Below are 24083 nucleotides of genomic sequence, written 5' to 3' on the forward strand. Positions count from 1 at the left end.
CTGCACGGGGGATAATTGTGTGGTGAAACGTATCCTCGCCCTCTTCGCGCTCACGCTCGGTGGATTTGCCATTGGCATTACCGAGTTCGCCACGATGGGGGTGCTTCCCGATATTGCAAGCAACATGCTTCCGGGGTACGAAGCTGACCCGCAGCGCGTGATCGCGCAGGCAGGCACCATCATTTCCCTCTACGCACTCGGTGTCGTAATCGGCGCACCAGTCATCGCGATCTTGTGCGTGAGAATGTCGCTCACAACGCTCGCGTGCTGGTCGCTCGTCGTGCTCGGTGCCGCAAACCTCGCGTCGGCGCTCATGCCGTCGTTTGAACTTGTGTCGGCGTTCAGGTTTGTCTCCGGCCTGCCGCATGGCATCTACCTCGGTGTCGCAGCGCTGCTCTCTGCGAAGACGCTCGGCCCGGGCAACATGGGCAAGGGCATCGCGATCTCGATGATCGGCCTCACGACCGCCAACGTAGTGGGCGTGCCCTTCTCGACCATGCTCGGCCAGGCCTTCGGCTGGCGCTGGGTCTATGGTGTTGTCGCCGCGCTCTTTGCGCTTGCACTCCTGCTCGTGTTCCTCTTCGTCGAGAAGCTGCCGGGTAACCCGGAGCGGACGGCGCGTAGCGAGATCCGCGCCCTCGGGAACTACCGGGTCTGGCTCATGATTGGCACGCTCGCGGTAGGCAGCGGTGGTTTCTTCGCCGTCTACTCCTATATCGCAGACGTCACCACCCGCGAGGTCGGCCTCGGCCCCGAGGTCGTGCCGTGGGTGACCGCGACCCTCGGTGTCGGCATGGTGATCGGCAACTTCCTCGGTGGGGTGCTCGCCGACCGGCATCTCAACCGCGCGGCCATCTTTGGCCTCGTGCTCGCGGTGCTGGTCTTTATCGCGTACTCGCTGTTCGCTGGGGCGCCGATCCGCCTCTTTATCTTTGCCTTCCTCGTGAGCGCGTCGACCATGATGTTTGGGCCAGCTGTGCAGGCTCGCTTGATTCGCGTGGCAAATGGGGCGGATCTGCTCGGTGCGTCCATGAACCACGCTGCCTCAAACATGGCCAACAGTCTCGGCGCCTGGCTCGGCGGCCTCGTCATCGCGGCCGGTCTCGGGTACCTTGCGCCTGGCTGGATCGGCGCCGTGCTCGCCGCCCTCGGCCTTGTCATCATGCTCGTGAGCATTGCGGTTGAGCGCCGCGATAAGGCGCGCAGCCTCGACACCGGTGGCGTGCCCGTCATTGGGTAGGTGTTTCTGCCTTGCTGCTGCTCGCGTTTTGTCCTCGGCTGGAAATCGGCCGTCGTCAGCATGAAATTGGTGGAAAACACCCTGACGGCGGCCGATCTCAAGTCCTGGGTGAACCGCGGGACGTAGCCTCGCTTGATCGGCGCAGCAAAGCAACCAACCCAAAGGCAAGGTTTGGTCGAATGACCAACCGCGGCAGCCCGTTTCGCTCAGCCCCGCCCGGCAAGCAGCCACCTATGATGCTGCCGCGGGCGACCTTGCGGCCGCCCTTGCCCTGAGCTGGGCTGCGCACTGAGCTGGCTATCTTGCGGCGCATTGGCGCGCAGTTTGCGGCAAACGGCCCCGCGGTGCCGACCCCGCGCGAGAACCCGTTCGCCTCCGTCTGGAATCGAGCTTTGGTAAGACGAAAATAGCCAAATCAGTCTTACCGAAAGCTCGGTCCACTACCGAAGCGAAGAGCGCGCCCAACTCAAGCAAAGAGGGCCTGGAGCAGAAACCCCAGACCCTCTCGCTCACAGACAACAGCGAACTACACCCGCGCGGGCTTCTTCACGAGCGAGGCCATCAGCACGAGTCCGACGATGAGCACGATCGTGATACCGAGGATTCCATAGTGCGTTGCGCCAAACCACAGGATGAATGATGACCACAGCCACGGTGAGAGGAAGCTCATCACGCGGCCGGTAGTGGCATACATGCCAAAGACCTCGCCCTGCATGTGGCCGGGCGTGAGGTGCGTGAGCAACGAGCGGCTTGCTGCTTGCGCGGGGCCGACCGCGGCTGAGAGTACGAGGCCGCCGATCCAGAAGATGGCTTTACCTTCTTCACGGAAGATGAAGATGAAGAGCGCGCTCGCAATGAGGATCACGAGCGACCAGATGATGATTGCGCGCGGACCAAAGCGGTCGTCGAGACGGCCGGCAGCGATCGTTGCAATGCCAGCAACGAGGTTGAGGGCAACACCGAAGATCATGACCTCGGTCGCAGAGAAGCCAAAGGAAACGGCCGCGAGAATGCCACCGAACGCAAAGATGCCAGCGAGGCCATCGCGGTAGATTGCGCTCGCGATGAGGTACCAGAAGGTCTGGCGGTTGTTGCGGAACAGACCACGAAGATCGTGGGCAAGCACAGCGTAGCTCTTGAAGAATCCGACGCGGGGGCGCTCGTCACGTGCGGCTGTCTCGGGAACCCAGAGGAAGAAGGGAATCGAGAAGACCACTGTCCACACGGCTGCGCCAACCGCGATGAGGCGGTAAGCCATCCCGTTCGATGTGTCCATGCCGAACCACTCGAGCTCGGTAATGATGACAACGACGAGGAGCGCGATGATGCCGCCGATATAGCCGAGGCCCCAGCCGAGCCCGCTCACGCGGCCGACCGTCTTCTTGGTCGAGACGTCAAACAGCATGGCGTTGTAACTCACGCCTGCGATCTCATTGACTACCGAGCCGACCGCCACGGCAATTGCACCGAACCAGAAGTAGCGCGGATCCGCCTGCACGAAGAACATCACAAACTGGATGAGCGCGAGCACAGCGGTGCACCCAACGACCCAGCGCTTCTTGTTGCCGCGTGCGTCTGCCTGCTGGCCAAGTACCGGTGCAATGACGAGTACGACGAGTCCCGCGGCGAAGGTGATCCAGCCGTAGGTTGCTGACAGATCGGCGAGACCGGTGCAGTACGCGGTCGCTGCGTCCGCTGTTTGCGAACACGTGAGGTTGCCATCTGCGTTTTGGGCGGCAACTTCGGGCGCAAGGAAGGAATCTGAAACGAGGTAGAGCGACACCCATACGAAGGTCAGGATGACCGAGTTGAATGGCTGCGTCGCCCAGTCCCAGAAGGCCCACGAACGCACTGTTCGCGCGGGAATTGTGGCCTCAGTGACCGTATTCGTTTCACTCATAACTGCGAGCGTACCTGGTCTTCTGGCGCCCGCAGGGGCGCGGATCACACTGCATTCCGGGGGTTCACTTGTGCGTTACCTGAAAGTTGAGTGTGTTTGGCTCAAGTTTGCCTAAACCGGCTTGACTTGGCACTTGACTTGAGTAAACTTGAGTGCATCAGGCTCAGCTTTGAGTCGACAGGAATTCGGTCGTTCGATCCCCAGTGTGATCAGTTGGCCGACCAGCAGTTAGGTAAAGGAGAACACATATGTCACGTGCAGTAGGTATTGACCTCGGCACCACGAACTCGGTCGTTTCCGTTCTCGAGGGTGGCGAGCCCACGGTCATCGCAAACGCAGAGGGTTTCCGCACGACTCCCTCGATCGTTGCTTTCACGAAGGATGGCGAGGTTCTCGTAGGCGAGACCGCAAAGCGTCAGGCTGTCACGAACGTTGACCGCACCCTTGCTTCGGTCAAGCGCCACATGGGCACCGACTGGAAGACCGACGAGATCGACGGCAAGCGTTACACCGCTCAGGAGATCTCGGCTCGTACCCTTATGAAGCTGAAGCGCGACGCTGAGACCTACCTCGGTGACAAGGTCACCGATGCAGTCATTACCGTCCCCGCATACTTCAACGACGCTGAGCGTCAGGCAACAAAGGAAGCTGGCGAGATCGCTGGCCTCAACGTCCTCCGCATTATCAACGAGCCCACCGCAGCGGCACTCGCTTACGGCCTCGACAAGGGTAAGGAAGACGAGCTCATCCTCGTATTCGACCTCGGTGGCGGTACCTTCGACGTTTCGCTCCTCGAGGTAGGTAAGGACGACGACTTCTCGACCATTCAGGTTCGTGCAACCGCAGGCGACAACCGCCTCGGTGGCGACGACTGGGATCAGCGCGTTGTTGAGTGGCTCATCACCCAGTTCAAGCAGTCGACCGGTGTTGACGTTGCAGGCGACAAGATCGCTCTCCAGCGTCTGAAGGAAGCTGCGGAGCAGGCGAAGAAGGAGCTCTCGAACTCGATGAGCACCCAGATTCAGCTGCCGTACCTCTCGCTCACCGAGAACGGCCCGGCAAACCTCGACGAGACGCTGACCCGTGCAAAGTTCGAAGAGCTCACCAAGGACCTCCTCGAGCGCACCCGTAAGCCGTTCGAAGACGTCATCAAGGAAGCGGGCGAGAAGGTCAGCGACATCGACCACATCGTTCTCGTTGGTGGCTCGACCCGTATGCCCGCTGTCACCGAGCTCGTCAAGAAGCTCACCGGTGGTAAGGAGCCCAACAAGGGTGTCAACCCTGACGAGGTCGTCGCTATCGGCGCGGCTCTCCAGGCTGGCGTTCTGAAGGGTGAGCGTAAGGACGTTCTGCTCATCGACGTGACCCCCCTGAGCCTCGGTATCGAGACCAAGGGTGGCATCATGACGAAGCTCATCGAGCGCAACACCGCTATTCCGACCAAGCGTTCGGAGACCTTCACCACTGCTGATGACAACCAGCCTTCGGTTGCTATCCAGGTGTTCCAGGGCGAGCGTGAGTTCACCCGCGACAACAAGAACCTCGGTACGTTCGAGCTGACCGGTATCGCACCGGCTCCGCGCGGCGTTCCCCAGATTGAGGTCACCTTCGACATCGACGCGAACGGCATCGTTCAGGTTTCGGCGAAGGACAAGGGCACCGGCACCGAGCAGACCATCACCATTTCGGGTGGTTCGACCCTCTCCAAGGAGGACATCGAGCGCATGGTTCGCGAGGCTGAAGAGCACGCAGCAGAAGACAAGGCGCGCCGCGAGGCAGCTGAGCAGCGTAACAACGCTGAGCAGCTCGCGTACTCGGTCGAGAAGCTTATCTCGGAGAACGAGGACAAGCTGCCTGAGGACGTCAAGACTGAGGTCCAGGGCGACCTCGATGCGCTCAAGCAGGCACTCGCAGGCGACGACGACGCAGCAGTGAAGACCGCTGCCGACAAGCTCGGCGAGAGCCAGCAGAAGCTCGGCGAAGCGATCTACGCAGCAGCACAGGCAGAAGCACCGACCGCTGACGCGGCTGACGCTCCCGCTGATGAGGACGTCGTTGACGCAGAGGTCGTTGAAGACGACGAGGAGCAGAAGTAACCATGACGAATGAGGAGCAGCACAACAACGGTGAGGCTCCCCAGGCGGCGGGGCCGGAGGCGAATGCATCCGGCCCTCAGCCGCATCAGGGGGACGATCTGACCGTTGAGGACATCCTGAACGCAGAGCAGACCGAGGCAGCCGCTGGCGCCGAAGAGTCGGCACCCGCAGCGGAAGCTGCAGATGACGCAGAGGCTTCGTACCTTGAAGACCTGCGCCGTCTCACCGCGGAGTACGCGAACTACCGCAAGCGCACCGAGGCAAACGTGGAGATCGACAAGCAGCGCGCAACCGCAGCTGTCGTGAGCCAGCTCATCTCGGTGGTCGATGATCTCGATCGTGCCGAGCAGCACGGCGATCTCGTCGAGGGCAGCGCGTTCGCAGCAATCGCGCAGAAGCTCCGCTCGACGCTTGAGCGCGTTGGCCTGGTTAGCTTCGGCGAAAAGGGTGAAACCTTTGATCCGCAGATTCATGAAGCAATCGCGCAGGTGCCGGTTCCCGGCGCCGAGGGTGAGACCGTGCTTGACGTGATCGAGCGCGGCTACCGTATCGGTGACGTCGAACTGCGCCCCGCGAAGGTAGCGGTGGCGGTGGGAGCTGATGGCTAGTCAAGATTGGTTAGATAAAGACTTCTATAAGACGCTTGGCACCTCGAAGGATGTCAGCGACGCAGAGCTGAAGAAGGTCTACCGCAAGCTTGCGCGCAAGTATCACCCGGACTCCAACCCGGGCGATGCTGCCGCGGAAGCGAAGTTCAAAGAGATCAGCGAGGCTTACTCGGTGCTCTCTGACGCTGAGCAGCGCGCGGAATACGACCAGGTTCGCGCCATGGGCGCTGGCGGCGCACGATTCACGTCGGGCAGCCACGGCGGACAGGGCTTCGAAGACGTCTTCGGCGGCATGTTTGGTGGCGGCGGCGGTGGCCGGAGCGCAGGCTTCGGCGGCGGTCAGAACTTCGAGGACATCTTTGGGATGTTCGGCGGCGGCGCGCAGCGCGGTCCGCAGCGTGGTTCTGACATCACCGCGTCAACGACGCTCGACTTCGAAACCGCAGCGCAGGGTAAGACGGTCACGCTTGATACGCCGAACGGACCCGTGAAAATGCGGATCCCGGCTGGCGTGAGCGACGGCCAGAAGATCCGCGCTGCTGGCAAGGGTCAGAAGAGCCCGAACGGCGGCCCCGCAGGCGACCTCCTCCTGAAGGTAAGTGTTCGCCCGCACCCGGTGTTCGAGCGCGATGGCCTGAACTTGAAGCTCAAGCTGCCGGTCACCTTTACCGAGGCCGCGCTTGGCGCGACCGTCGAGGTTCCGACGCTTGGCGGTTCGTCCGTGAAGCTAAAGGTGCAGCCCGGCACCCCGAGTGGCCGAGTGCTGCGCGTGAAGGGCCGCGGCGTGAACAGCTCGAAGGGCACCGGCGACTTGCTCGCTGAGGTTCAGGTGGTTGTTCCTTCGCACATGAGTGACGAAGCGAAGGAAGCGCTTGCCGCTTTCCGTGACCTTGAACCAGATGACAATCCGCGTGAAGACCTCTTCTCGCGGGCACGCGGCTAAGGCTGGGCCGAACCATGGCAAATCCGCAGGTTGATCGCTTCACCCCGATGTTTCCCATCGCGGGTGCGGCTGAACTCGCCGAGATGCACCCGCAGACGCTGCGGCAGTACGACCGTATTGGGCTCGTAGTGCCGCAGCGTACCCGGGGCAACACTCGACGGTACTCGCTGCACGATGTCACTCAGTTGCAGACGATCGCTCGTCTCTCTGCTGAGGGGCTGAGTCTCGAGGGCATTCGCCGCGTTCTCCATTTGGAAGACCGTGTGCGTGACCTCGAGGGTCAGGTGCGTGAGCTCGAGCGCGCGCTCGCGCAAGAGCGCCTGCAGCGTCCCGAGCGACGTGTGTTTGCCGCTGGCTCTGCCGGCGCAGCCGTCACGCTGAAGCGTGGCACCCGTACGAAGCGCAACGCCGACGTCATGGTCTGGCAGCCAGGAGTGGTGTGGAAGAGCGAATGACGCTCGACGAGTGCTTTGCGATGCTCGGGCGCGATCCAGATGTGGATGCGCCCGAGCTCTTCGCGTATGACGCGGCAGACCAGCTACTGCTGGAAACCGCGGCGCCGCACTTCGCAGCGCTCAACCCGGGCGAACTCGTCGTGATCGGCGACCGCCACGGTGCGCTCACCCTCGGCGCGGCACAGGTGTATGGGCTGCGGGGGATCCGCACCCATCAAGACCCGGTACTTGGTGAGCGTGCGCTCGCGCGCAACGCAGAGCGCCTCGGTCTCGACACCGCCGACACCTACCGTTCGCTGCCCCTTGGGGCAGAGTTGCTCACAGGCGCGCGGCTGGTGCTGGTGCAACTGCCGCGCGCGCTCGACGCGCTCGATGAAATCGCTGCGTGGATCGCCAAGACGGCTGACCCAGGCGTGATCGTCCTCGCTGGCGGCCGTGACAAGCACATGTCACGGTCGATGAATGACATTCTTGCTCGCTATTTCGGCGAGGTTTCGGCAGGTCGCGGCGTGCGCAAGGCGCGCGTGTTGACCGCCACACAGCCGCTCGCCTCGGTCACCGGCGGTGACGAACTCGCGTTCCCGAAGTGGGGCAGTGACCGCGAACTCAGCTTTGAGCTCGCGGCATTTGGTGCAACATTCGGTGGGCCGACCTTCGACCACGGCAGTCGGCTCATGCTCGCTGGCTTGCGCGCTGAGTATGCAGGCCGAGCGGGTGACCGATCCGCGCCCTTGCGCATCGTCGACCTCGGCTGTGGAAATGGCGTGCTCGCGGTATCTGCGGCGCTGCTGTTCCCCGACGCCGAGATCATCGCGACCGATCAGTCGCACGCGGCCGTCGCCGCGACCAAGCTCACGGCCGAGCGTGCGGGGGTGGCGGATCGCATCACCGTGCACCGCGCTGACGGTATGGAAGCGGTCGCTGACGGGTGGGCGGATCTCGTGCTGCTGAATCCGCCGTTCCACACCGGCGCGATCGTGCACGCCGAAGTGGCACATCGCCTCATCAAGTCCTGTGCGCGGGTGCTGGCTCCCGGTGGCGAGCTGCGCATCGTGTTCAACTCGCACATGCGGTATCGCCCGCTCGTGGAACGTCACATCGGAACGACGCGACAGGTCGCCCGAGACAAGACGTTTACGGTGTTGTCGTCGATCCGCACCCAGTGAAACAGGCATGCTGCGGCGCACGCCGTGACGTGAACTGAACGGCCGAAACGCTCAGCGCCGGGACTACTGGCGCTCGTTCGCCTTGCGAGCGCGCTCGTCGATCAAATCACGTGCAGTGAGCTGGTGGGTGGTTGGGCCATACATGTCGGACGTCACGCCGGTGATGAACAGCGCGGGGTCAACCTCGAGTGCCGACGCGATACGCACAAGCGTTTCCGCAGTTGGGCTTGAAGCGCCACGTTCAATTTTGCCGATCGTGGTCCAGTTGATGTTTGCAAGCTCGCCGAGATCTTCCAACGAAATACCGAACGCTTGGCGTGCGGTGCGCATGCGGGTGCCGATCTGAACGGCAGCCTGGGAGTGAATCTTGGGCACGTACCCAAGATTGGCCTCATTGGACAAATAACACCAACGTCTTTACGCCTAAGGAAAAATAACCTAGTGAGAGTGTATGACGTTTTGTACATACACCGGTGGCAAGATGAAAGACATGAGCAACTCACAGCACCCGCAGCCGAGCGTCATGATCGTGTGCGACTACTCACTGAGCTATCTCGGTGGGGCGCAGATCGCGCTCGTGCGGCAAGCCAGGGCGCTCGCAGACGCCGGCTGGCGTGTGACAGTGGTTGCTCCTGATGCAACGCAGACGTTCCGCAATGACCGGCCAACACATCTCGCAACGCGCGACCCCAAGGTGCTCTTCACGCTGCCCGGCCTCGACCTACCCATGCTTCCGAGCCGCGGTCGCCTGAGCCGAGCGCTGACCAAGCTTGGCAAGCAGCAGCACATTGACGGAATTATCGTGCACTCGGAGTTCGCGCTTGCAGCCGCGGCGCTTGAGACTGCGCAAGAACTCGGGGTACCGCTCCTGCACACCGTGCACACCTACTTCTGGGATGCTCCGAAGGCGCTCGCGCCGGTCGCGCCCGTCGTAACGGCGTTCCACCGCACACTCACCGGCCTGCCCGGAAAGCAGAAGTTCCGCGGCAGCACGACGATCAACAACGCACTGCGCAGCATGACTCATCGCCTTGCAACCGAGGCAGACGCCGTCATCTCGCCGTCCCGCCACCAGGCTGATGCGCTGCGCATCGCTGGTGTCGAAAACGTACACGTGCTTTCAAACGTGGTGCAGCCACTCGTTGATGAGCCCAAGCCTGCCGACGGCGCCCCCGGCCACACCCACGCACCAGAGGAACCTCACCTGCGGCTCGTCTGGGCTGGCCGGATCGCGCCGGAAAAGCGGATTGAGGTCGTGCTTGAGGCGATCCGCCTCGCCCGTGCCGGCCTCGAAAGTGCGGGCGCCGGAAGCAACGCGATCCACCTTGATATTGCAGGTGGCCACGGTGAGATCGAACCGGGCGTGACCTACCACGGCCGCCTGGCGAGCGACGAGGTTGGTGAACTGATCACGCGCGCAGATGCGATCGTGCTCACTTCCCTCGGATTCGATAACCAGCCAATGGTCGCGCTCGAAGCGTGCGCGCGGAAGCGGCCGATCATCGTGAGTGATCCCGTGCTCGCGCGCGAGTTCGGTGACGCTGCAATTGGTGCAGCGGGCGACGGCACCGAAACGGGAGACGCGGCTGCGCTTGCCAACGTGCTTATTGGGCTCGCGATCGATCGCGGGGCACTCGACGCTGCTGGCGAAGCCGCCGAGGAGTACGCACGCGACCGCCAGGGCGCAGCGCACGCAGCAGGAATTGCAGCAATCTTGCAGGCAGGTTGCCGAGCGGCGTAAGGAAAATCCCTGCTAGCTTCGTAAGCTTGAAGTAGTGAGACCGTGAGCAACCGCTCATGTACTGAAAGTGGGAACCGTGGGAATTACACCGAACGACGCCGCAACTGCGCCTGAATCGGGGGCCGAGCGCCCACTGCGGATCCTGCAGGCCTGCGACACGTTTGCCCCCGACGTCAATGGCGCGGCACGGTTCACCGAGCGACTTTCTGCTGGCCTCGTGCGCCGCGGAAACGAACTGCATGTCATGGCACCATCGGCGTCGTACAAGCGCAAGGGGCGCTTCACGGAGACCATCGAGGGCGAGACGATGACGGTGCACCGCATCCCGAGCTACCGCTGGTACCCGCACGACTGGCTATGGTTCGTGCTGCCCTGGCGCGCGCGTCACTACGCGAAGGTCGTGCTCGATGAGGTGCAGCCCGATGTCATCCACATCCAGTCGCACATCGTGATCGGTAAGGGTGTTTCGATCGAAGCCGAGAAGCGCGGCATCCCCATCGTGGCGACAAACCACGTCATGCCTGAGAACGTCCTTGACTTCACGCTGTTGCCTCCCATCGCCAAGCGCTCGTTCGTGCGCTGGGGCTGGCGGGCCGCAGACAGGGTGCTGCGCCGTGCGCGTGCGGTCACGACTCCCACGCGCCGCGCCGCTGACTTCCTCGAACGCAGCACGGAGCGTCGCGGTGTGCTGCCTGTCAGCTGTGGCCTGCGTGCCGCTGACTACGAGGCTGTCGTCGCGCCGCGCGCCGAGAACAAGATCGTCTTCGTTGGTCGTGTGACGCAGGAGAAGGAGATCGACGTCATCATTCGCGCGCTCGGTCGCCTGGATGCGGGCCTGAACGCCTCCTTCACGGTCGTTGGTGACGGCGATCAGCGCAAGAACCTTGAAAAGCTCGTGGCGGATCTCGGCCTGCAGGACCGCGTGCACTTCACCGGCCGCGTTACCGACGAGGAGCTTCGCCGCAACCTCACCGAGGCAAGCGTCTTCGCGATCGCCTCGATTGCCGAGCTGCAGTCGATCGCGACCATGGAGGCAATGGCCTCGGGTCTCCCGATCCTCGCGGCAGACGCGATGGCGCTCCCTCATCTCGTTGACGAGGGAAAAAACGGATTCCTGTTCCAACCTGGTAACGATCGAGAACTTGCTGACTACCTCACGAAGGTATTCACAGCATCTCCCGCGGAGTACGAGCAGATGCAGCTCGCGTCGCTCGAGGCAGTCAAGGCACACGACATCGATCGCACCCTCGACACCTTCGAGGCCTTGTATCGCGGGGCAGATCCCGCAGATCTCGCATCTCCTTCGGCACACTAGCCGTCACTGTGCGGGGCGCGGATCGGCGCCTCGCACACCTTGGAAAGCCCCCAACGCACACGAACTTTCTCAGTCAGCCGAAGGTGATCGTCAGCTCCGTGGCCTAATCTGGAGGGTATGACTCAACCCAGGCCTACGAAGACGCGCGCAAAGAGTTCTCGCGCGCGCACCGTATCCGCGAGTGGCGGCCGCAAGATCAGCGGCCTTTTCGGCGCAATCGCAATGAGCGTTGTTGCTGGTGTACTCGTGGCTGCGGCAGTGACGCCAGTCGTGGCAGTGAGCGGATTTGCGGCGTCGTCCGCAGTCAGCCTGTTCGAAAACCTGCCCGAGCATATTGATCCCGGCACGCTGCCACAGCCGTCGACGATCTACGCAAAGAACCCGAACGTTGAAGGCGGCCTTGAGAAGGTCGCAGACTTCTACTCACAGGACCGTGAGGTCGTTGAGTGGGACGAGATTAGTCCGTACGTCAAGGACGCGGTTGTCTCTGAGGAGGATCCGCGCTTCTACACCCACGGCGGTGTTGACGTACTCGCTGCCAGCCGAGCGCTCTTGCAGAACGCAGCTGGTTCGGGCTTCTCTGGTGCTTCGACCGTAACGATGCAGTACGTGCGTAACGTGCTCATCCAGGAGTCGCTCGCACACGCTGACGAAGCTGACCGTGAGGCAGCCTACGAAGACGCGATGGAGCAGACCGTTGAGCGCAAGCTCAAGGAGATGCGTTACGCGATCTCGATTGAGAAGAAGAACTCGAAGGACCAGATCCTTCTTGGCTACCTGAACATTGCGCTGTTCGGCAACCGCGTGTACGGCATCGAGTCGGCCGCGCACTACTACTTCAACACGACTGCCAAAGATTTGACGCTGCCCCAGGCGGCTAGCCTTGCGGCAATCGTGAACGCCCCGAACGCTCTTGCGATCGACGACCCCGACAACATCGAGGCAAATAAGAAGCGTCGTGACCTGATGCTGCATTCGATGTACAAGCACGGTCGTATTTCCGAGAAGCAGTACGAGGAAGCAATCGCTACTCCGGTTGAGCCCCACATCACGCCTCGCGTGGCTGGCTGCTCGGCGGCAGAGTCGAAGGGCATGGGCAGCTTCTGCAACTATGTGCAGCGCTACATCCAGAATGACCCGAGCTTCGGCGCGACCCAGCAGGAGCGCGACTACAACTTCAACCGTGGTGGCTGGCAGATCATCTCGACTGTGAACCCCGAGCTTCAGGCTGCGGCGACCTCGGCAGTGCGCGACAACGTCCCCTCTACCGAAGAGGGCATCTCGCTCGGCGCAACCGCAGTCAGCGTCGAAGTGAAGACCGGCAAGGTCCTCGCTATGACGCAGAACCGACCGTTCAGTGAGGACCCAGACGTCCTGAACTCGAACCCTGGCTACACGAGTATTAACTACAACACGGACTATGACTATGGCGGATCCGGTGGCTTCCAGGTCGGCTCTACCTTCAAGCCGATCACGCTCGCAGAGTGGATCCGCACCGGCCACTCGGTACGTGACCGTGTAAACGTGGACGCGCGTACGGTTGAGTTCAGCTCCTTCCGTGCAAAGTGTATGCCTGACGGTATCTATGGCTATGGCTCATTCGGTTTCCAGAACGATGACAACCGATACAAGGGTGGCCAGCAGGTTTTGACGGCGACCCAGTGGTCTGTCAACGGTGGCTTCATCTCGATGCAGCAAGAGATGGACCTCTGTGACACGTTCGATCTCGCAGAGAAGCTAGGCGTGCATCGCGCGGCTCCCATGACGAATGAGGACCTCGAGAACTACGGCACGACCAACCTGACCCGCGTGCCCTCGGGCGTCTTCGCTGGTGTCGATGAGGTCGCTCCGGTGACCATGGCGAATGCCTACGCGGCGTTTGCTGGCGACGGCACCGTGTGTGACGCTGTCCCGATTGAGAAGATCACCGACTCCGAGGGGAAAGAGGTGAAGTTCACCGGTGGCAACTGCCGCGAGGCAATCTCGCCCGAGGTGGCTGCGGGCGTTGCTTACGCGCTGGAAGCGACCGTCAATGGCGGTCTGGCAAGCTCGGCGCGATCCTATATGGGTATCCCGCACCTCGGTAAGACCGGATCAACGGATGATTATGTTGACACCTGGCTCATCGCTGCAAGCTCGCGCGTATCGACCGCAGTGTGGGTCGGAAACGTTGAGGGCAAGGTTAGCCTGATTCCCTACGGCTACAACAACTCACGTCACTCGATCATGCCCCGCATCCTCGAGGTAGCCGACCGCGTGTACGGCGGCGAAGCGTTCCCCGAGCCGAGCGAATCTGCGATCCGCCAGACTGCGGTGAACGTGCCCGACGTGACCGGCAAGTCGGTTGAGGAAGCGACCAAGATTCTTGAGGCGCAGGGCTTCACCGTTGCTGACGGTGGCGATACCGACTCTGAGCTGGCACGTGGCCTCGTCGCTCGCACCGACCCTGGTGCAGGCGGCGAAGCATGGATGGGTGCGACCATCACGCTGTACAAGAGCTCGGGCAACATGACCAAGGTTCCGGACGGGCTGACCGGCGTGACCGGCTCAGTCGCTGCCGAACGTCTCGCGGCGGTCTCCCTGAATGCCGACTTCCAATGTGAAACTGGCAAGAAGGAAGACCCTGACAAGAACAAGGTCGTAAGCGCTGATCCAGTGAGTGGCACTGCCGTGAAGGGCGGAGCTACCGTCAAGCTCAAGCTTGCTTGCGGAGCTGACTGATACGTCGCGGTGACATAACGAAGACGGCCCCGGGGAGATTCCTCCCGGGGCCGTCTTCGTTGTATTGGGGTGAGGTCGGGTGCGGATCCGCCACCTACACCAGTGGTGCGGGCTCGCGTCGCATCGGAGTGTGTGGGATGCCGTCCTCGAGGTATTCTGCGCCGCACGCGACAAAACCGAAGCGGGCGTACCACTGCGTGAGGTGGGACTGCGCGTGCAAGATCGCAGGGGAGCCGGCGGTGAGTTCGAGCGCATGCATGATGAGCTCAGCCGCAACGCCTTGGCCGCGCCAGTCGGGTGCAGTGGCGACACGGCCGATAGCGATGAGACCGGGCTCATCTGCGGAGTCGTCGAGCACGCGCAGGGTGGCTGCGACTGCACCATCATCGGCGGCCGCCCAGATCTGCACGGTGTGCGGCTCGAGGTCGCGGCCGTCGGCATCAAGGTAGACGCACTCCTGTTCAACAACGAACACTTGCTGCCGAAGCTGCATGATGCCGTACAGGGCTGCGGGCGCGAGTTCGTCGATGTCTCGAGCGGTGTGCAGCGTGAGGCCAGACGGGAGCTGGTGTTGGCATGGAGTCATGAGCCGATTCTGTCACGGTGGCGAGAACGCGACATGCCGAGGGCGAGAATTCTGCACCTCGATTTCCTATTTCCGTCTCGAAGCCGCTAAAGTTAATGCTTGTTCGCGTTCGCGCGATCAAACCCTGGCGGATTGCCCGAGCGGCCAAAGGGAGCTGACTGTAAATCAGCCGCGCAAGCTACGTGAGTTCGAATCTCGCATCCGCCACAGGATAAAAGCCCCAGTTCTTCGGAACTGGGGCTTTCTTGTTTCTCGGTCGTCGGTTTTGAGAACACCTCTGCATGTATTTTGAATGCGATCGCTATCCTTCAGCGGCGGATCGCTGTGAAGTTGCGAAGCGCAGTCATCGTGAATTGCTACTATGGCCTGCTGTGACGGTAGAAGACCTTGGATTCACAGACGCCGCGTTCAGCGACGCTGAGTTGTGCCATGTGCTCCGCGAGGGCAATGCCTGGCCGCTTGCTGTGCTCTGGGAACGACATCACGAGATGGCATTGCGGTGGGCAAAAGGGAAAGACTCGCAAGCTGCCGAAGACGTTGTGGCAGATGCCTTCGACGCTGTATTCCGTGAGCTGCTGCGGGGTAAGGGACCAACGGATTCGTTCCGGAGCTACTTGTTCCGTACGATCAACACCGGCTTCTCTCGGCATTGGACGGTCGAAAAACGCACGGTAGGCGCCGATGAGCTCGACGTCGTGATCGATCCAACCGCACCAATGAACGAAGTGCTGTTGTCGGAACGTGAAGAGCAATTAGCTGCGGCTGCAGCGCTGCGAGATCTCCCCGAGCGCTGGAACTACGTCATCCTCGAAGTTGAGGTCGGCGGACGCTCAGTGCAGGACGTCGCGGCTGAGCTTGAGATGACGCCAAACTCTGCTTCGGTGCTGTTGAAGCGTGCGAAAGAGGGACTGCGTAAGTCTTGGTTGAAGCGCATGCACCCTCCCGCCCAGCTCGGCGGCGCCTGTGCGGCGTGCGTTGCCCAGTTTAGTGAGATCCGTTGGGGCAAGAAGAACGGTAAGCGGCGTGGTCAGGCAGAAGCCCACCTCGAGGGTTGCCCGGCGTGCCGTCAGCGTTGGAAGCGTTTCGTCGAGCAGGCCGCGGTGATCGGTATGGTCAGCGCGGGCGTGATCGCGGTAAACAAGAATTGGAAGCGAAGCGCACTTGTAGGAACGGGAGCTGCCGCAGCATCCATCGGAGTGCTAACCGTGGCAGCTGGACTTGCAATGCCAATGCTCTTTGAGCCACCGGCACCAGTGCCGATGCCTGTGCCTGAGCACGTTCAGTCTCCGGCTGCCAGCTCAGACTCATCGACCAATGCTGATGCCGACGCTGGGCTAGGCCGTTCTGAGGGCGAACAGCTGGATGCAGGTTCAGCGGGGAGTGCGTCTGATGGCGCGGCCGCAGCTGATCCGGTAGAGGGAGTGTCGCCACCGGTGGCTGGTGATGCCGGTGCAAGCTCTGGCGATGAACGGGCAACGCTGCCAGGACTGCCTCCGACCATGGAATTTGCAAACTCAGCTCACGTGAATGTCAACGATCTCGATCTCGACGGTGACGGCGAACCCGGCGCACCGACCAACGAGGTGTGGTCACGATGGGGCGGTGTGCAAGCCGTGAAAGTTGACGCCAGTGACCCGATCAGAGGCCTTGCAGGAGCAAAGTTTAAGCTCTGGGCAAGCTCGCAGACAGCTGGATGCCTGGTGAATAGTGACTTGGTGCCGGTCCTGGCAGCTGACGGGGACGAATTTGTCGTGGTCTCTGGAGCGCAAGGACTCATTGAGATCCCAGCCTTGTGGGTGGGGGATGACGAACGCGATGTCGGCACGATGGAGAATGGCCTGTCTCAACGCTGCTACGTGCTTGAAGAGATTGCTGCGCCACGAGGGTATGTGTTGCCCAGCGGACAGAAGGCACGTACAGAGGTAATCGCACGCTCGGTACTGACGAGTGAGCACCCCCAGCCAGTGATTATCGCCAATGACCGTAGCGCCTGGGCTGCGTTGGTGAATACGGGGGGACCGAGCCTTTACCTATTGGCGGGTGGTGGAGCCTCCATAGTGCTCTCTGGAGGTTTGCTGCTCATCGCACGTAGGCAAGCCACTGTCGCAAAATAGATTGTAAAAAATATTTTCTAAACCGCGTCACATTAAATTCATCTCATCCTCTCTTCCCTTGAACGGCAATTATCGGGAAAGATTGCCACGTTAGTTAAAACGTAGGGGCGGGGAAAAGATGGCTGCACAGCGACAGCGTTTACGACGCAGCAGAGTACTGAGCGCGGTGATTGCCGGGGTCATGAGTCTGTTGGTGCTGTGCACCGGGCTCGTTACCACGGCATTCGCGGCGGATGGTGACGTTTCCGTTTCGGTCCGCCCGATAGATACCGAGGTGCTCTCCGGGGAAACTATCACCTTTGAGGTGCTGTGGCAGTGCGGCAGTACGAACTCGCCGCAGTGTAACGGTGGGAAGATCGAGGTGCCTGTACCACTCGGCCAGCCCGATGGTCTTTCCCTCAAAGTCGAGGGTTTCACTGCCGTTACGGTGAATGGGCAAAGCTATCAGGTGCAAGTGATCGGCAGCGGCGCCGAGAGCAAGATCGTGTGGGAGATGCCGGCAACAATGACCGGTTCGAACGCGGGCACCGTCACGTTCATGCTGAAAACGCAGAATTGGGTGACCCCCGATGGTACGACCGTCACGCCGACTGCGACCTTTACCTCAAGCCTTGGCTCTGCCTCAGCCACTTCAGATCCAGCAGTGATCCGCTCCGATGTTGGACTCAAAGTTGACAAGGTGAAGTATTCCCCAACAAAAGATCCCTACGTTGATGCGGATGTGACGTACGAGGTGCGCGCGGGGTATCCCAAACAGTGGAGTGACGACGGCACCTTCACGTCCTACGGAAACATCTGCGAAACTCCAGGATTCTGGGCAATGAAAGATCTCGTTGTTGTTGACCAGCTTCCTCCCGGGACCGTATTCAAGTCGGCCTCATCCGGCGGCGAATATGACGCGCAAGCGCACACCGTTACTTGGCGCCTCGGAAGCTCCGCAACAGTAGATGCGATGGGCATTGCAAAGTGTGACAAATCGACTTTCAACAAGAGCATGTTTGTGACCGTGAACTTCCCGGCTTCGACGTTCACTGACGCTGCAAACAATCACATCAAGCAGACCAATAACGTGACCGCGAAGTCAACACCCTGGCTGCGTCCAGATAGCGAACTCGATGATGCTGCAGCAGCTTCGCATTATGTGCAAATCGGCGCTGACGGAAAGTTCACCGTGCAAAAGGGCATCTCGTATGCGGCCTCGAACGGGAACGCGCGCGAGTTCTCGCGAGGCGCGGAACACGAAAATGGAGATTGGGTGCGTGGTTACCTGCACCAGTTCAGCATCGAGGGCACAGGCAACGCGAACGGAACCTGGAACCTGACTGACATGCTGCCATGCGGTTGGTCATCACCAACCGACACGCAGTCGACAGGGTGCGCCAAGCCTGCCTACAAACAGATTTCTTTCGGTGCAAACGGCAGCATGTCGAAGCTTGAGGTGCACTGGCAGACGAATCAGGGACGCACCGGAATCTGCACGATCGCCGAGGGAAACCTTGTCGGCGATGCAACCGTGCGGTTCTGTGATGGGCTGGACGGTTCGCAAGCGATCCCTATGTCTGCTGGAGAATGGGTCACGAAGTTCTGGCTCGCAGACAATCCCGTGAAAGCTGGCACCAAAGGTAAATTGTTCCTCTTCGGTACAGTCAGCGATGACATTCCCCTGGACAATTCACAGGCCGTTGCAGATGGTGTCTATCAGCCGCATTTCTTGACCACGGGTACTGCAGCGCCCACGCCGGTTCGCGGCGTGACACCTGCTTCGGAGCATCCGTTGTGGGTCACCGTCGAGAACTGCACCGCAGACAATACGGTTCGCTGGAATGGCGGATCGATGACGCGGAACGATGCGCTCGTCGACTCCAATCATGAGGGTCGCTGCGGCTACAACCGAATCGTGCGTGACCCGGTGAATATCTACACCGTTAAGCGCATGTACAACCCGTTGACCGCCCAAACGATCGATGAAAAGGAAGCGCAGCCGCTTGCACAGCCAGGCGACGAGCTGCGAGTCGAGATTGTTACCCAACGCGACACCTGGTACTCCGAGTACGAGGCTGACTTGAAGCGAACTTTCACGCCGACGATCACCGAGATCCTGCCCGAGAACCTGTCTTACGATCCCGCGTCGAAGCTTCACCTTGCACTTGAAGGGGATCCCATGCGAGGTGAAGACGATGTCATCGCCAAGCTCGGTGAGCCGCGTCTCACAGTGACTGATGTTCAGATTGATGGGAAAACTCGCGTCAAGATCGTCGTCGATTTCCCGAATCTGCCCACCGGTGGGGGCTTGAAGATTTACGACGAGCAGGGCATACGCGATGTGCTGACTGTCGGATTCGACGTGCGTGTGAAGGACAGCGTCCCGGCAGCAACGTACAAGAACTACACCTTGGTACAGGCCGCTGAAGCTGCAACGGGATACCTCGTGTGTGCCTCGCCTGGCCGTTATGCCGATCCGAGCGTCTTGAACGGATCGACCACTTGGGCCGACCTCAGCTTTGCAAACAAGGTTCAAGGCCCTGACGCTGACACTGGCTGTCGTGCAGAGCGCCCGTACACGGTTGTCGAGGGCCCAGGTATGGGCTCGCATAAGGAAGTTCAGGGCGTTCACGATGCACAGTTCGTACCGTCGCCCGGTGTGGGCTCGACTGACCGTACTGGCGTCGCCACCTACCGTATTCCGGTCGTGAATACTGGCAACGTCGATATGCGCAATGTTGTGGTGTACGACTTGCTGCCACGCGTGGGTGACCATGGCGTTCGACCGGGTGCTGACGCTCGTGGCTCGCAGTTTGATGTCTTTATGACTGGGGCAGTGACCGGACTGCCAACAGATGCCGTGGTGCAGTACTCGAAGGCAACGAACCCGTGCCGTGGTGAACTCGCAGGCAATGGCGGGGGCAGCCGGACCAGCGCGCCAAGCGGATGCACTGATGACTGGACAACCGCAGCCCCGGGCAATTGGGCAGATGTCACTGGTGTTCGTATTGATTTCGGCGCACGCGTCTGGAAACCAGCAGATGAATTTGTTGGTACGTTCCCAGCAGTTGCCGGCGAAAACGGCGACCTGACTGGAATTGCCTGGAACAACGTTGCGATTGCTGCGAACCGCAACTCGAACGGCACTGCGATTCTCCCAAGCGAGGCGTCAAAGGTTGGCCTGCAGCTTGCCCCTAATCTGTCATGGCGCAAGGTAGATGGCGCGAGCGGTACGACATTGCTCGCTGGTTCTGAGTGGACGCTGACTCCGGTCATTGCTGAGGGCGGGCGCATGCCTGCTGGCGAGTGGCCACGCACGATCGTTGACTGTGAGGTCGCAAGCTCGTGCGGTGAAGACCGTGACGCCGCGCCTGGCCGGTTCACACTCTTGGGTATCCCCTGGGGAACTTACGATCTCGTCGAGACGAAAGCACCGTCGGGGTACGTCCTCGCAAAGCAGCCGATCCGCCTAGTGGTTGGACCAGGCAAGCTCAACGAAACGTCATGGACCTACGAGTTCGGAACAGTCTCGAACTTCAAGCCGGGCGTGAACGTGAGCTGGGAAAAGGTTGATCCGCAGCAGCTTCGACTCGCGGGTTCCGCGTGGGAACTGCAGCCAGTCGACGCCGCAGGCGAACCGATTGCCGGTGCTGAGGCCATTGCCGTAACTGACTGTGTGCGCGACGTCGCGGCTGACTGCACCGGACCTGACACTGATCCAGCGGCTGGCAAGTTCTTGCTCACCAATGTGCCGCCTGGCACCTACCACCTCGTTGAGACCAAGGCGCCACCGGGCTTCGTGCAGTTGCGTGATCCGATTGCGGTTGAAATCGCAGGTGACAACACTGTTGCAATCGGCAAGATCACGAACACCCAGATTGAGGTTCCTGGCCTTCCGCTTACGGGTGGCATCGGTTCGTTCCTCTTCTTCATCGGTGGCGGCCTGCTGATCGGAGTCACGGCGCTGCTCGTGACCCGTTCAGCACGAGCCAAGCGCACTGCCTAATCACACAATTTTCATATTCTTCCGCGCCTCGTAAATCAGTGGGTGCGCGGATCGCACCACTGCCGTTTCTCGGCAGCTCAGAAAGGAACTCCCATGTCTCAGAACACTGCACCGCGCGCAATGCGCCGTGGCCTCGCAGCATCGGCGGCGCTCGCTGTTGGTGCGCTGGGTCTGTTTGCTGGCGGTTCGGCAGCATATGCCGAGAACATTGACACCGCTGCAGACGGATCGCTGACGATCCATAAGTTTGAAAACCCGGGTGGGGGAGCAATGAACCCTGACGGTAGTGGCACGGTTCCCTCGTCACAACCGATCGACGGCGTTGTTTTCGAGTACTGCAAGGTCGACGGCATCAACCTGTTTGACGGCACGAACGCGGGTTGGAACACTCTGCGCGCGGTCACTGATGCGCAGCTCATCGGCGCGCGTACTGGTACTGCGCTCGGCGCACACACGCTCTCAGGCTGCACCGAGCTGCCAGCGACTGTCGATGGCATCGCAAAGAGTGAGCGTATGCCGCTTGGCGCCTATGTCGTGCGTGAAAAGTTTGCTCCAGCAAGCGTGACGAAGAAGGCAGAACCGTTCATCGTCACGCTTCCGACACCCGGTGTCAACCAGGGCGAGGGCGACGGTAGCTGGGTATACGACGTCAACCTGTACCCAAAGAACGACGTTGGTGATAAGCCACACAAGACCATCCAGGATCAGCCTGAGAACGGCTTCGTGCTTGGCTCTAAGGTGAGCTACTCGATCACGCAGAAAGCCCCGGCTGTTACTGGAGACAACTATGCAAAGTTTGTGGTCACCGATACCCTCGATGAGCGTCTGACCGGCACTGATGCGCCGGTGGTCTCGCTGAATGGTACTGCGCTCGTTGCTGGTACTGACTACACCGCTGCCTGGGCTCAGGCTGGCTCGCCAGAACGCTCTACGCTCTCGGTCCAGCTCACTGGTGCACTCGCAAAGCTCAAGCAGGGTGACCTGGTTCAGGTCGACTTCCAGGCAACCGTAAAGTCACTGGGAAACGGTGAAATCGCCAACCAGGCGCTGGTCAATGTGAATGACCTCGACCTGGATGGCGATGGCAACCCCGGTACCCCCACTGAAGAGGTTTGGACCCGTTGGGGCCAGGTCAAGATGCAGAAGATTGATGCCGACAAGGCCTCGAAGGGCCTGACCGGAGCTGAATTCCGTGTGTGGATGAGCGAAAAGGCAGCTGACTGCCGTCTTGACGATGCGTTGACTCCTGTAACCAACGCAGATGGCTCTGAGTACATTGCGACCTCGGGCGCAGATGGTGCAATCGAGATTCCTGGTTTGTGGATCGGTGACGACGAACTCAAGGGTGGAACCAAGACCAACGGCCTGACTGAGCGTTGCTACGTGCTTGAAGAGATCAAGGCACCTAACGGCTTCGTGCTTCCGACGGGTGACGATGCCAAGACCCAGGTTATTGTTCGCGCTGGTGCAGTGACTTCGGTTCCTGTCGAGAACCAGATCCCGAACCGCCAGCAGGAAGTACCGTCGCTGCCGCTCACCGGTGCGGCTGGCCAGGTGCTCATGGTTGTAGGCGGCCTCGCGCTCGTCTCGATCGCAGCAGGATCGGTGATGATCGCTCGTCGCCGACAGAACTCAGAGGCGTAAACCCTCTCCGCTGGGGGCGTTCGCGCCCCCAGCCCTGAACTCGTCGGTGTGGGAAGTACCTGTTTCCCCCAAATGAGTAATCCTCCCCATGCCGACGCCCCGTCGTTACCGTAGGAATCATTATGAATCGCCACGCAGCGCAGTCTCAGCAACTCCCCATCGCAGAGGTTTCGCAGCGCGATGCGCGAAAACGGCGGGATCAGCAGTCGGTCGCAGGCGTAACGAAGCGCAAGCGGCCGACTGCTTCTACCTGGATCACGGTGGCATGCTGGTTGCTCGGAGTGAGCGTCATGCTCTATCCGACTACTGCCGCGTGGTTCTCGCAGCTCAACCAGGCTTCGATCATTGGCCTGTACGACCGTGAGCTTGCGCAGACGACCCCTGACCCTGCAACACAGGTAAGTGACGCATACCGTTACAACGAGAGCTTGTCAGCGGGCGCCCTCCTTCCCGCAGGAGCGAATGTCGCGATTGGATCTGGCGAGCTTTCCCAGCAGGAAACTGCGTACCGTGAGCAGCTGAGCACTCCGAGCGGGGTGATGGCGAGGCTGCGGATTCCGTCGATCGATGTCGACCTTCCGATCTATCACGGTACGGACGAAGATACGCTGCTGCGTGGCCTTGGCCACCTTGAAGGTACGTCTCTCCCCGTCGGTGGCGAGAGTACGAGGTCAGTGATCACTGGTCACCGGGGACTAGCGAGCTCACGCATGTTTACAGACCTCGACAAGCTGAGTCCGGGAGACACGTTTACCGTTGAAACCTTTGGTGAGGTATTGACCTACCGGGTTCGCGAGACAGTGGTGGTTGAGCCCGATCAGACCGAGACGCTTCACCAGGAAGCAGGCGAAGATCTCGTGACACTTATCACTTGCACGCCGCTCGGTGTGAACTCCCATCGCATCCTCGTTACGGGGGAGCGGATCTCGCCAACACCGCAGAGCGATCTGGATGCTGCGGGACAGCCGTCTGGCGTTCCTGGGTTCCCGTGGTGGGCGGTTGGGGTCGGTGGCGCAGTGGTGCTTGCTGGCGGCTATGTGTTCTGGAGCACGAAACCACGTCGCAGCTCGTCTCGACGTGCGGTTGATCGAACGAGCGAGAAAGTGAAAGTGTCCGATCCTTCTGCTGAAGTAGCTAGCTCGAGGTTGGAAAGCGACGAACGGTAGACGCTGTCAACCGAGGAGCAAGGTTGAGATCACCTTCGTGCCGGAACACGCCCGTGAAACGGTCTCGGTTTGCGCTGGGGTGTGGATCGGCGTAATGTATTCCCTTGTCGCCGCAACGCAGCCGGGCAGCTCAGCTGCTTCGGTTTTTTGCCTTGTGGTCAATCAATTACTTAGGTTTTGGTTGTTGGACTGCTTTTCGGAGGGCCATTGGTTTGGTCGGTACGGGGAGTGTCTGGTCCTTGAGAACTCAATAGTGTGCACTTGATTGTCAAATGCCAATTTTTTATCCCTGGCATGAACCTTTGTGGTTTGTGTTGGAGATTCCTTTTTTGGATGAATAATTCAGTGACATTTTTTATGTCAGTGTTTCTATTTGTCAGGTCAAACTCGCATCTTGTCT

General features: G+C 60.7%; 16 protein-coding genes and 1 tRNA gene. 14 read left to right on the plus strand and 3 right to left on the minus strand.

Going from position 1 to position 24083, the window contains the following annotated elements; translation table 11 throughout:
* Positions 1–22: 22 nt before the first annotated feature.
* Positions 23–1240, plus strand: a complete 1218-nt coding sequence (locus ICL81_RS09855; RefSeq protein ID WP_353055490.1) for an MFS transporter — start codon at positions 23–25, stop codon at positions 1238–1240.
* Positions 1241–1766: 526 nt separating this feature from the next.
* Here the strand turns inward: ICL81_RS09855 and ICL81_RS09860 are convergent.
* Positions 1767–3140: an MFS transporter gene (locus tag ICL81_RS09860; RefSeq protein WP_188034726.1), complete on the minus strand. Its 1374-nt coding sequence runs from the start codon at positions 3138–3140 to the stop codon at positions 1767–1769.
* 248 nt (positions 3141–3388) lie between these two features.
* On the opposite strand from ICL81_RS09860, the gene dnaK reads away from it, so the two are divergent.
* From dnaK to ICL81_RS09885, 5 genes are read left to right on the plus strand one after another with little or no spacing between them, the layout of a single operon-like run.
* Positions 3389–5236 carry a molecular chaperone DnaK gene (gene dnaK / locus ICL81_RS09865; protein ID WP_188024610.1) on the plus strand — a complete coding sequence of 616 codons (1848 nt, stop codon included), beginning with the start codon at positions 3389–3391 and terminating at the stop codon, positions 5234–5236.
* A gap of 2 nt (positions 5237–5238) precedes the next feature.
* The gene (locus ICL81_RS09870; protein WP_188034727.1) at positions 5239–5844 is read left to right on the plus strand and encodes a nucleotide exchange factor GrpE; all 606 of its coding nucleotides are present in this window, start codon (positions 5239–5241) and stop codon (positions 5842–5844) included.
* Positions 5837–6787, plus strand: a complete 951-nt coding sequence (locus ICL81_RS09875) for a DnaJ C-terminal domain-containing protein (protein WP_188034728.1) — start codon at positions 5837–5839, stop codon at positions 6785–6787. The genes ICL81_RS09870 and ICL81_RS09875 overlap by 8 nt, the downstream gene beginning before the upstream one ends.
* 14 nt (positions 6788–6801) lie before the next feature.
* Complete coding sequence (locus ICL81_RS09880) at positions 6802–7242, plus strand: heat shock protein transcriptional repressor HspR (protein WP_188024607.1); 441 nt, start codon at positions 6802–6804, stop codon at positions 7240–7242.
* Positions 7227–8408 carry a methyltransferase gene (locus ICL81_RS09885; RefSeq protein WP_353055491.1) on the plus strand — a complete coding sequence of 394 codons (1182 nt, stop codon included), beginning with the start codon at positions 7227–7229 and terminating at the stop codon, positions 8406–8408. The genes ICL81_RS09880 and ICL81_RS09885 overlap by 16 nt, the downstream gene beginning before the upstream one ends.
* A 63-nt stretch (positions 8409–8471) precedes the next feature.
* Here the strand turns inward: ICL81_RS09885 and ICL81_RS09890 are convergent, their stop codons facing one another.
* A complete protein-coding gene (locus tag ICL81_RS09890) occupies positions 8472–8783 on the minus strand; it encodes a helix-turn-helix transcriptional regulator (RefSeq protein WP_188034729.1) in 312 nt (103 codons plus the stop codon).
* Positions 8784–8859: 76 nt separating this feature from the next.
* Here ICL81_RS09890 and ICL81_RS09895 point away from each other — a divergent pair, with 76 nt between their 5' ends.
* From ICL81_RS09895 to ICL81_RS09905, 3 genes are all read left to right on the plus strand, one after another.
* Positions 8860–10149: a glycosyltransferase family 4 protein gene (locus ICL81_RS09895; protein ID WP_188034730.1), complete on the plus strand. Its 1290-nt coding sequence runs from the start codon at positions 8860–8862 to the stop codon at positions 10147–10149.
* A 76-nt stretch (positions 10150–10225) separates the two neighbouring features.
* Positions 10226–11464, plus strand: coding sequence for a glycosyltransferase (locus ICL81_RS09900; RefSeq protein ID WP_353055492.1), 1239 nt, complete (start codon positions 10226–10228; stop codon positions 11462–11464).
* A 117-nt stretch (positions 11465–11581) separates the two neighbouring features.
* Positions 11582–14185, plus strand: a complete 2604-nt coding sequence (locus ICL81_RS09905; RefSeq protein ID WP_188034731.1) for a transglycosylase domain-containing protein — start codon at positions 11582–11584, stop codon at positions 14183–14185.
* Between the two features lie 94 nt (positions 14186–14279).
* On the opposite strand, the gene ICL81_RS09910 is transcribed toward ICL81_RS09905, so the two are convergent.
* Complete coding sequence (locus tag ICL81_RS09910; RefSeq protein WP_188034732.1) at positions 14280–14771, minus strand: GNAT family N-acetyltransferase; 492 nt, start codon at positions 14769–14771, stop codon at positions 14280–14282.
* A 126-nt stretch (positions 14772–14897) separates the two neighbouring features.
* Here ICL81_RS09910 and ICL81_RS09915 point away from each other — a divergent pair.
* From ICL81_RS09915 to ICL81_RS09935, 5 genes are all read left to right on the plus strand, one after another.
* Positions 14898–14978: transfer RNA gene (locus ICL81_RS09915), tRNA-Tyr, on the plus strand.
* Between the two features lie 164 nt (positions 14979–15142).
* Positions 15143–16885, plus strand: coding sequence for a sigma-70 family RNA polymerase sigma factor (locus ICL81_RS09920; protein ID WP_188034733.1), 1743 nt, complete (start codon positions 15143–15145; stop codon positions 16883–16885).
* A gap of 118 nt (positions 16886–17003) precedes the next feature.
* Positions 17004–20873, plus strand: a complete 3870-nt coding sequence (locus ICL81_RS09925; RefSeq protein ID WP_188034734.1) for a collagen binding domain-containing protein — start codon at positions 17004–17006, stop codon at positions 20871–20873.
* A gap of 93 nt (positions 20874–20966) precedes the next feature.
* Positions 20967–22517 carry a SpaH/EbpB family LPXTG-anchored major pilin gene (locus tag ICL81_RS09930; protein WP_188034735.1) on the plus strand — a complete coding sequence of 517 codons (1551 nt, stop codon included), beginning with the start codon at positions 20967–20969 and terminating at the stop codon, positions 22515–22517.
* Positions 22518–22639: 122 nt separating this feature from the next.
* Complete coding sequence (locus ICL81_RS09935) at positions 22640–23683, plus strand: class C sortase (RefSeq protein WP_188034736.1); 1044 nt, start codon at positions 22640–22642, stop codon at positions 23681–23683.
* The last annotated feature ends 400 nt before the right edge of the window (positions 23684–24083 follow it).

Origin of the sequence: Leucobacter sp. cx-328 (assembly GCF_014530035.1) — a bacterium.
GTDB lineage: Bacteria > Actinomycetota > Actinomycetes > Actinomycetales > Microbacteriaceae > Leucobacter.

What these genes read in the sequence shown, in the direction of transcription:
- ICL81_RS09935 (WP_188034736.1), top strand. Translation starts at nt 22,640, where the DNA reads ATGAATCGCCACGCAGCGCAGTCTCAGCAACTCCCCATCGCAGAGGTT.
- dnaK (WP_188024610.1), top strand. Translation starts at nt 3,389, where the DNA reads ATGTCACGTGCAGTAGGTATTGACCTCGGCACCACGAACTCGGTCGTT.
- ICL81_RS09895 (WP_188034730.1), top strand. Translation starts at nt 8,860, where the DNA reads ATGACGTTTTGTACATACACCGGTGGCAAGATGAAAGACATGAGCAAC.
- ICL81_RS09870 (WP_188034727.1), top strand. Translation starts at nt 5,239, where the DNA reads ATGACGAATGAGGAGCAGCACAACAACGGTGAGGCTCCCCAGGCGGCG.
- ICL81_RS09930 (WP_188034735.1), top strand. Translation starts at nt 20,967, where the DNA reads ATGTCTCAGAACACTGCACCGCGCGCAATGCGCCGTGGCCTCGCAGCA.
- ICL81_RS09880 (WP_188024607.1), top strand. Translation starts at nt 6,802, where the DNA reads ATGGCAAATCCGCAGGTTGATCGCTTCACCCCGATGTTTCCCATCGCG.
- ICL81_RS09925 (WP_188034734.1), top strand. Translation starts at nt 17,004, where the DNA reads ATGGCTGCACAGCGACAGCGTTTACGACGCAGCAGAGTACTGAGCGCG.
- ICL81_RS09905 (WP_188034731.1), top strand. Translation starts at nt 11,582, where the DNA reads ATGACTCAACCCAGGCCTACGAAGACGCGCGCAAAGAGTTCTCGCGCG.
- ICL81_RS09860 (WP_188034726.1), bottom strand. Translation starts at nt 3,140, where the DNA reads ATGAGTGAAACGAATACGGTCACTGAGGCCACAATTCCCGCGCGAACA.
- ICL81_RS09875 (WP_188034728.1), top strand. Translation starts at nt 5,837, where the DNA reads ATGGCTAGTCAAGATTGGTTAGATAAAGACTTCTATAAGACGCTTGGC.
- ICL81_RS09910 (WP_188034732.1), bottom strand. Translation starts at nt 14,771, where the DNA reads ATGACTCCATGCCAACACCAGCTCCCGTCTGGCCTCACGCTGCACACC.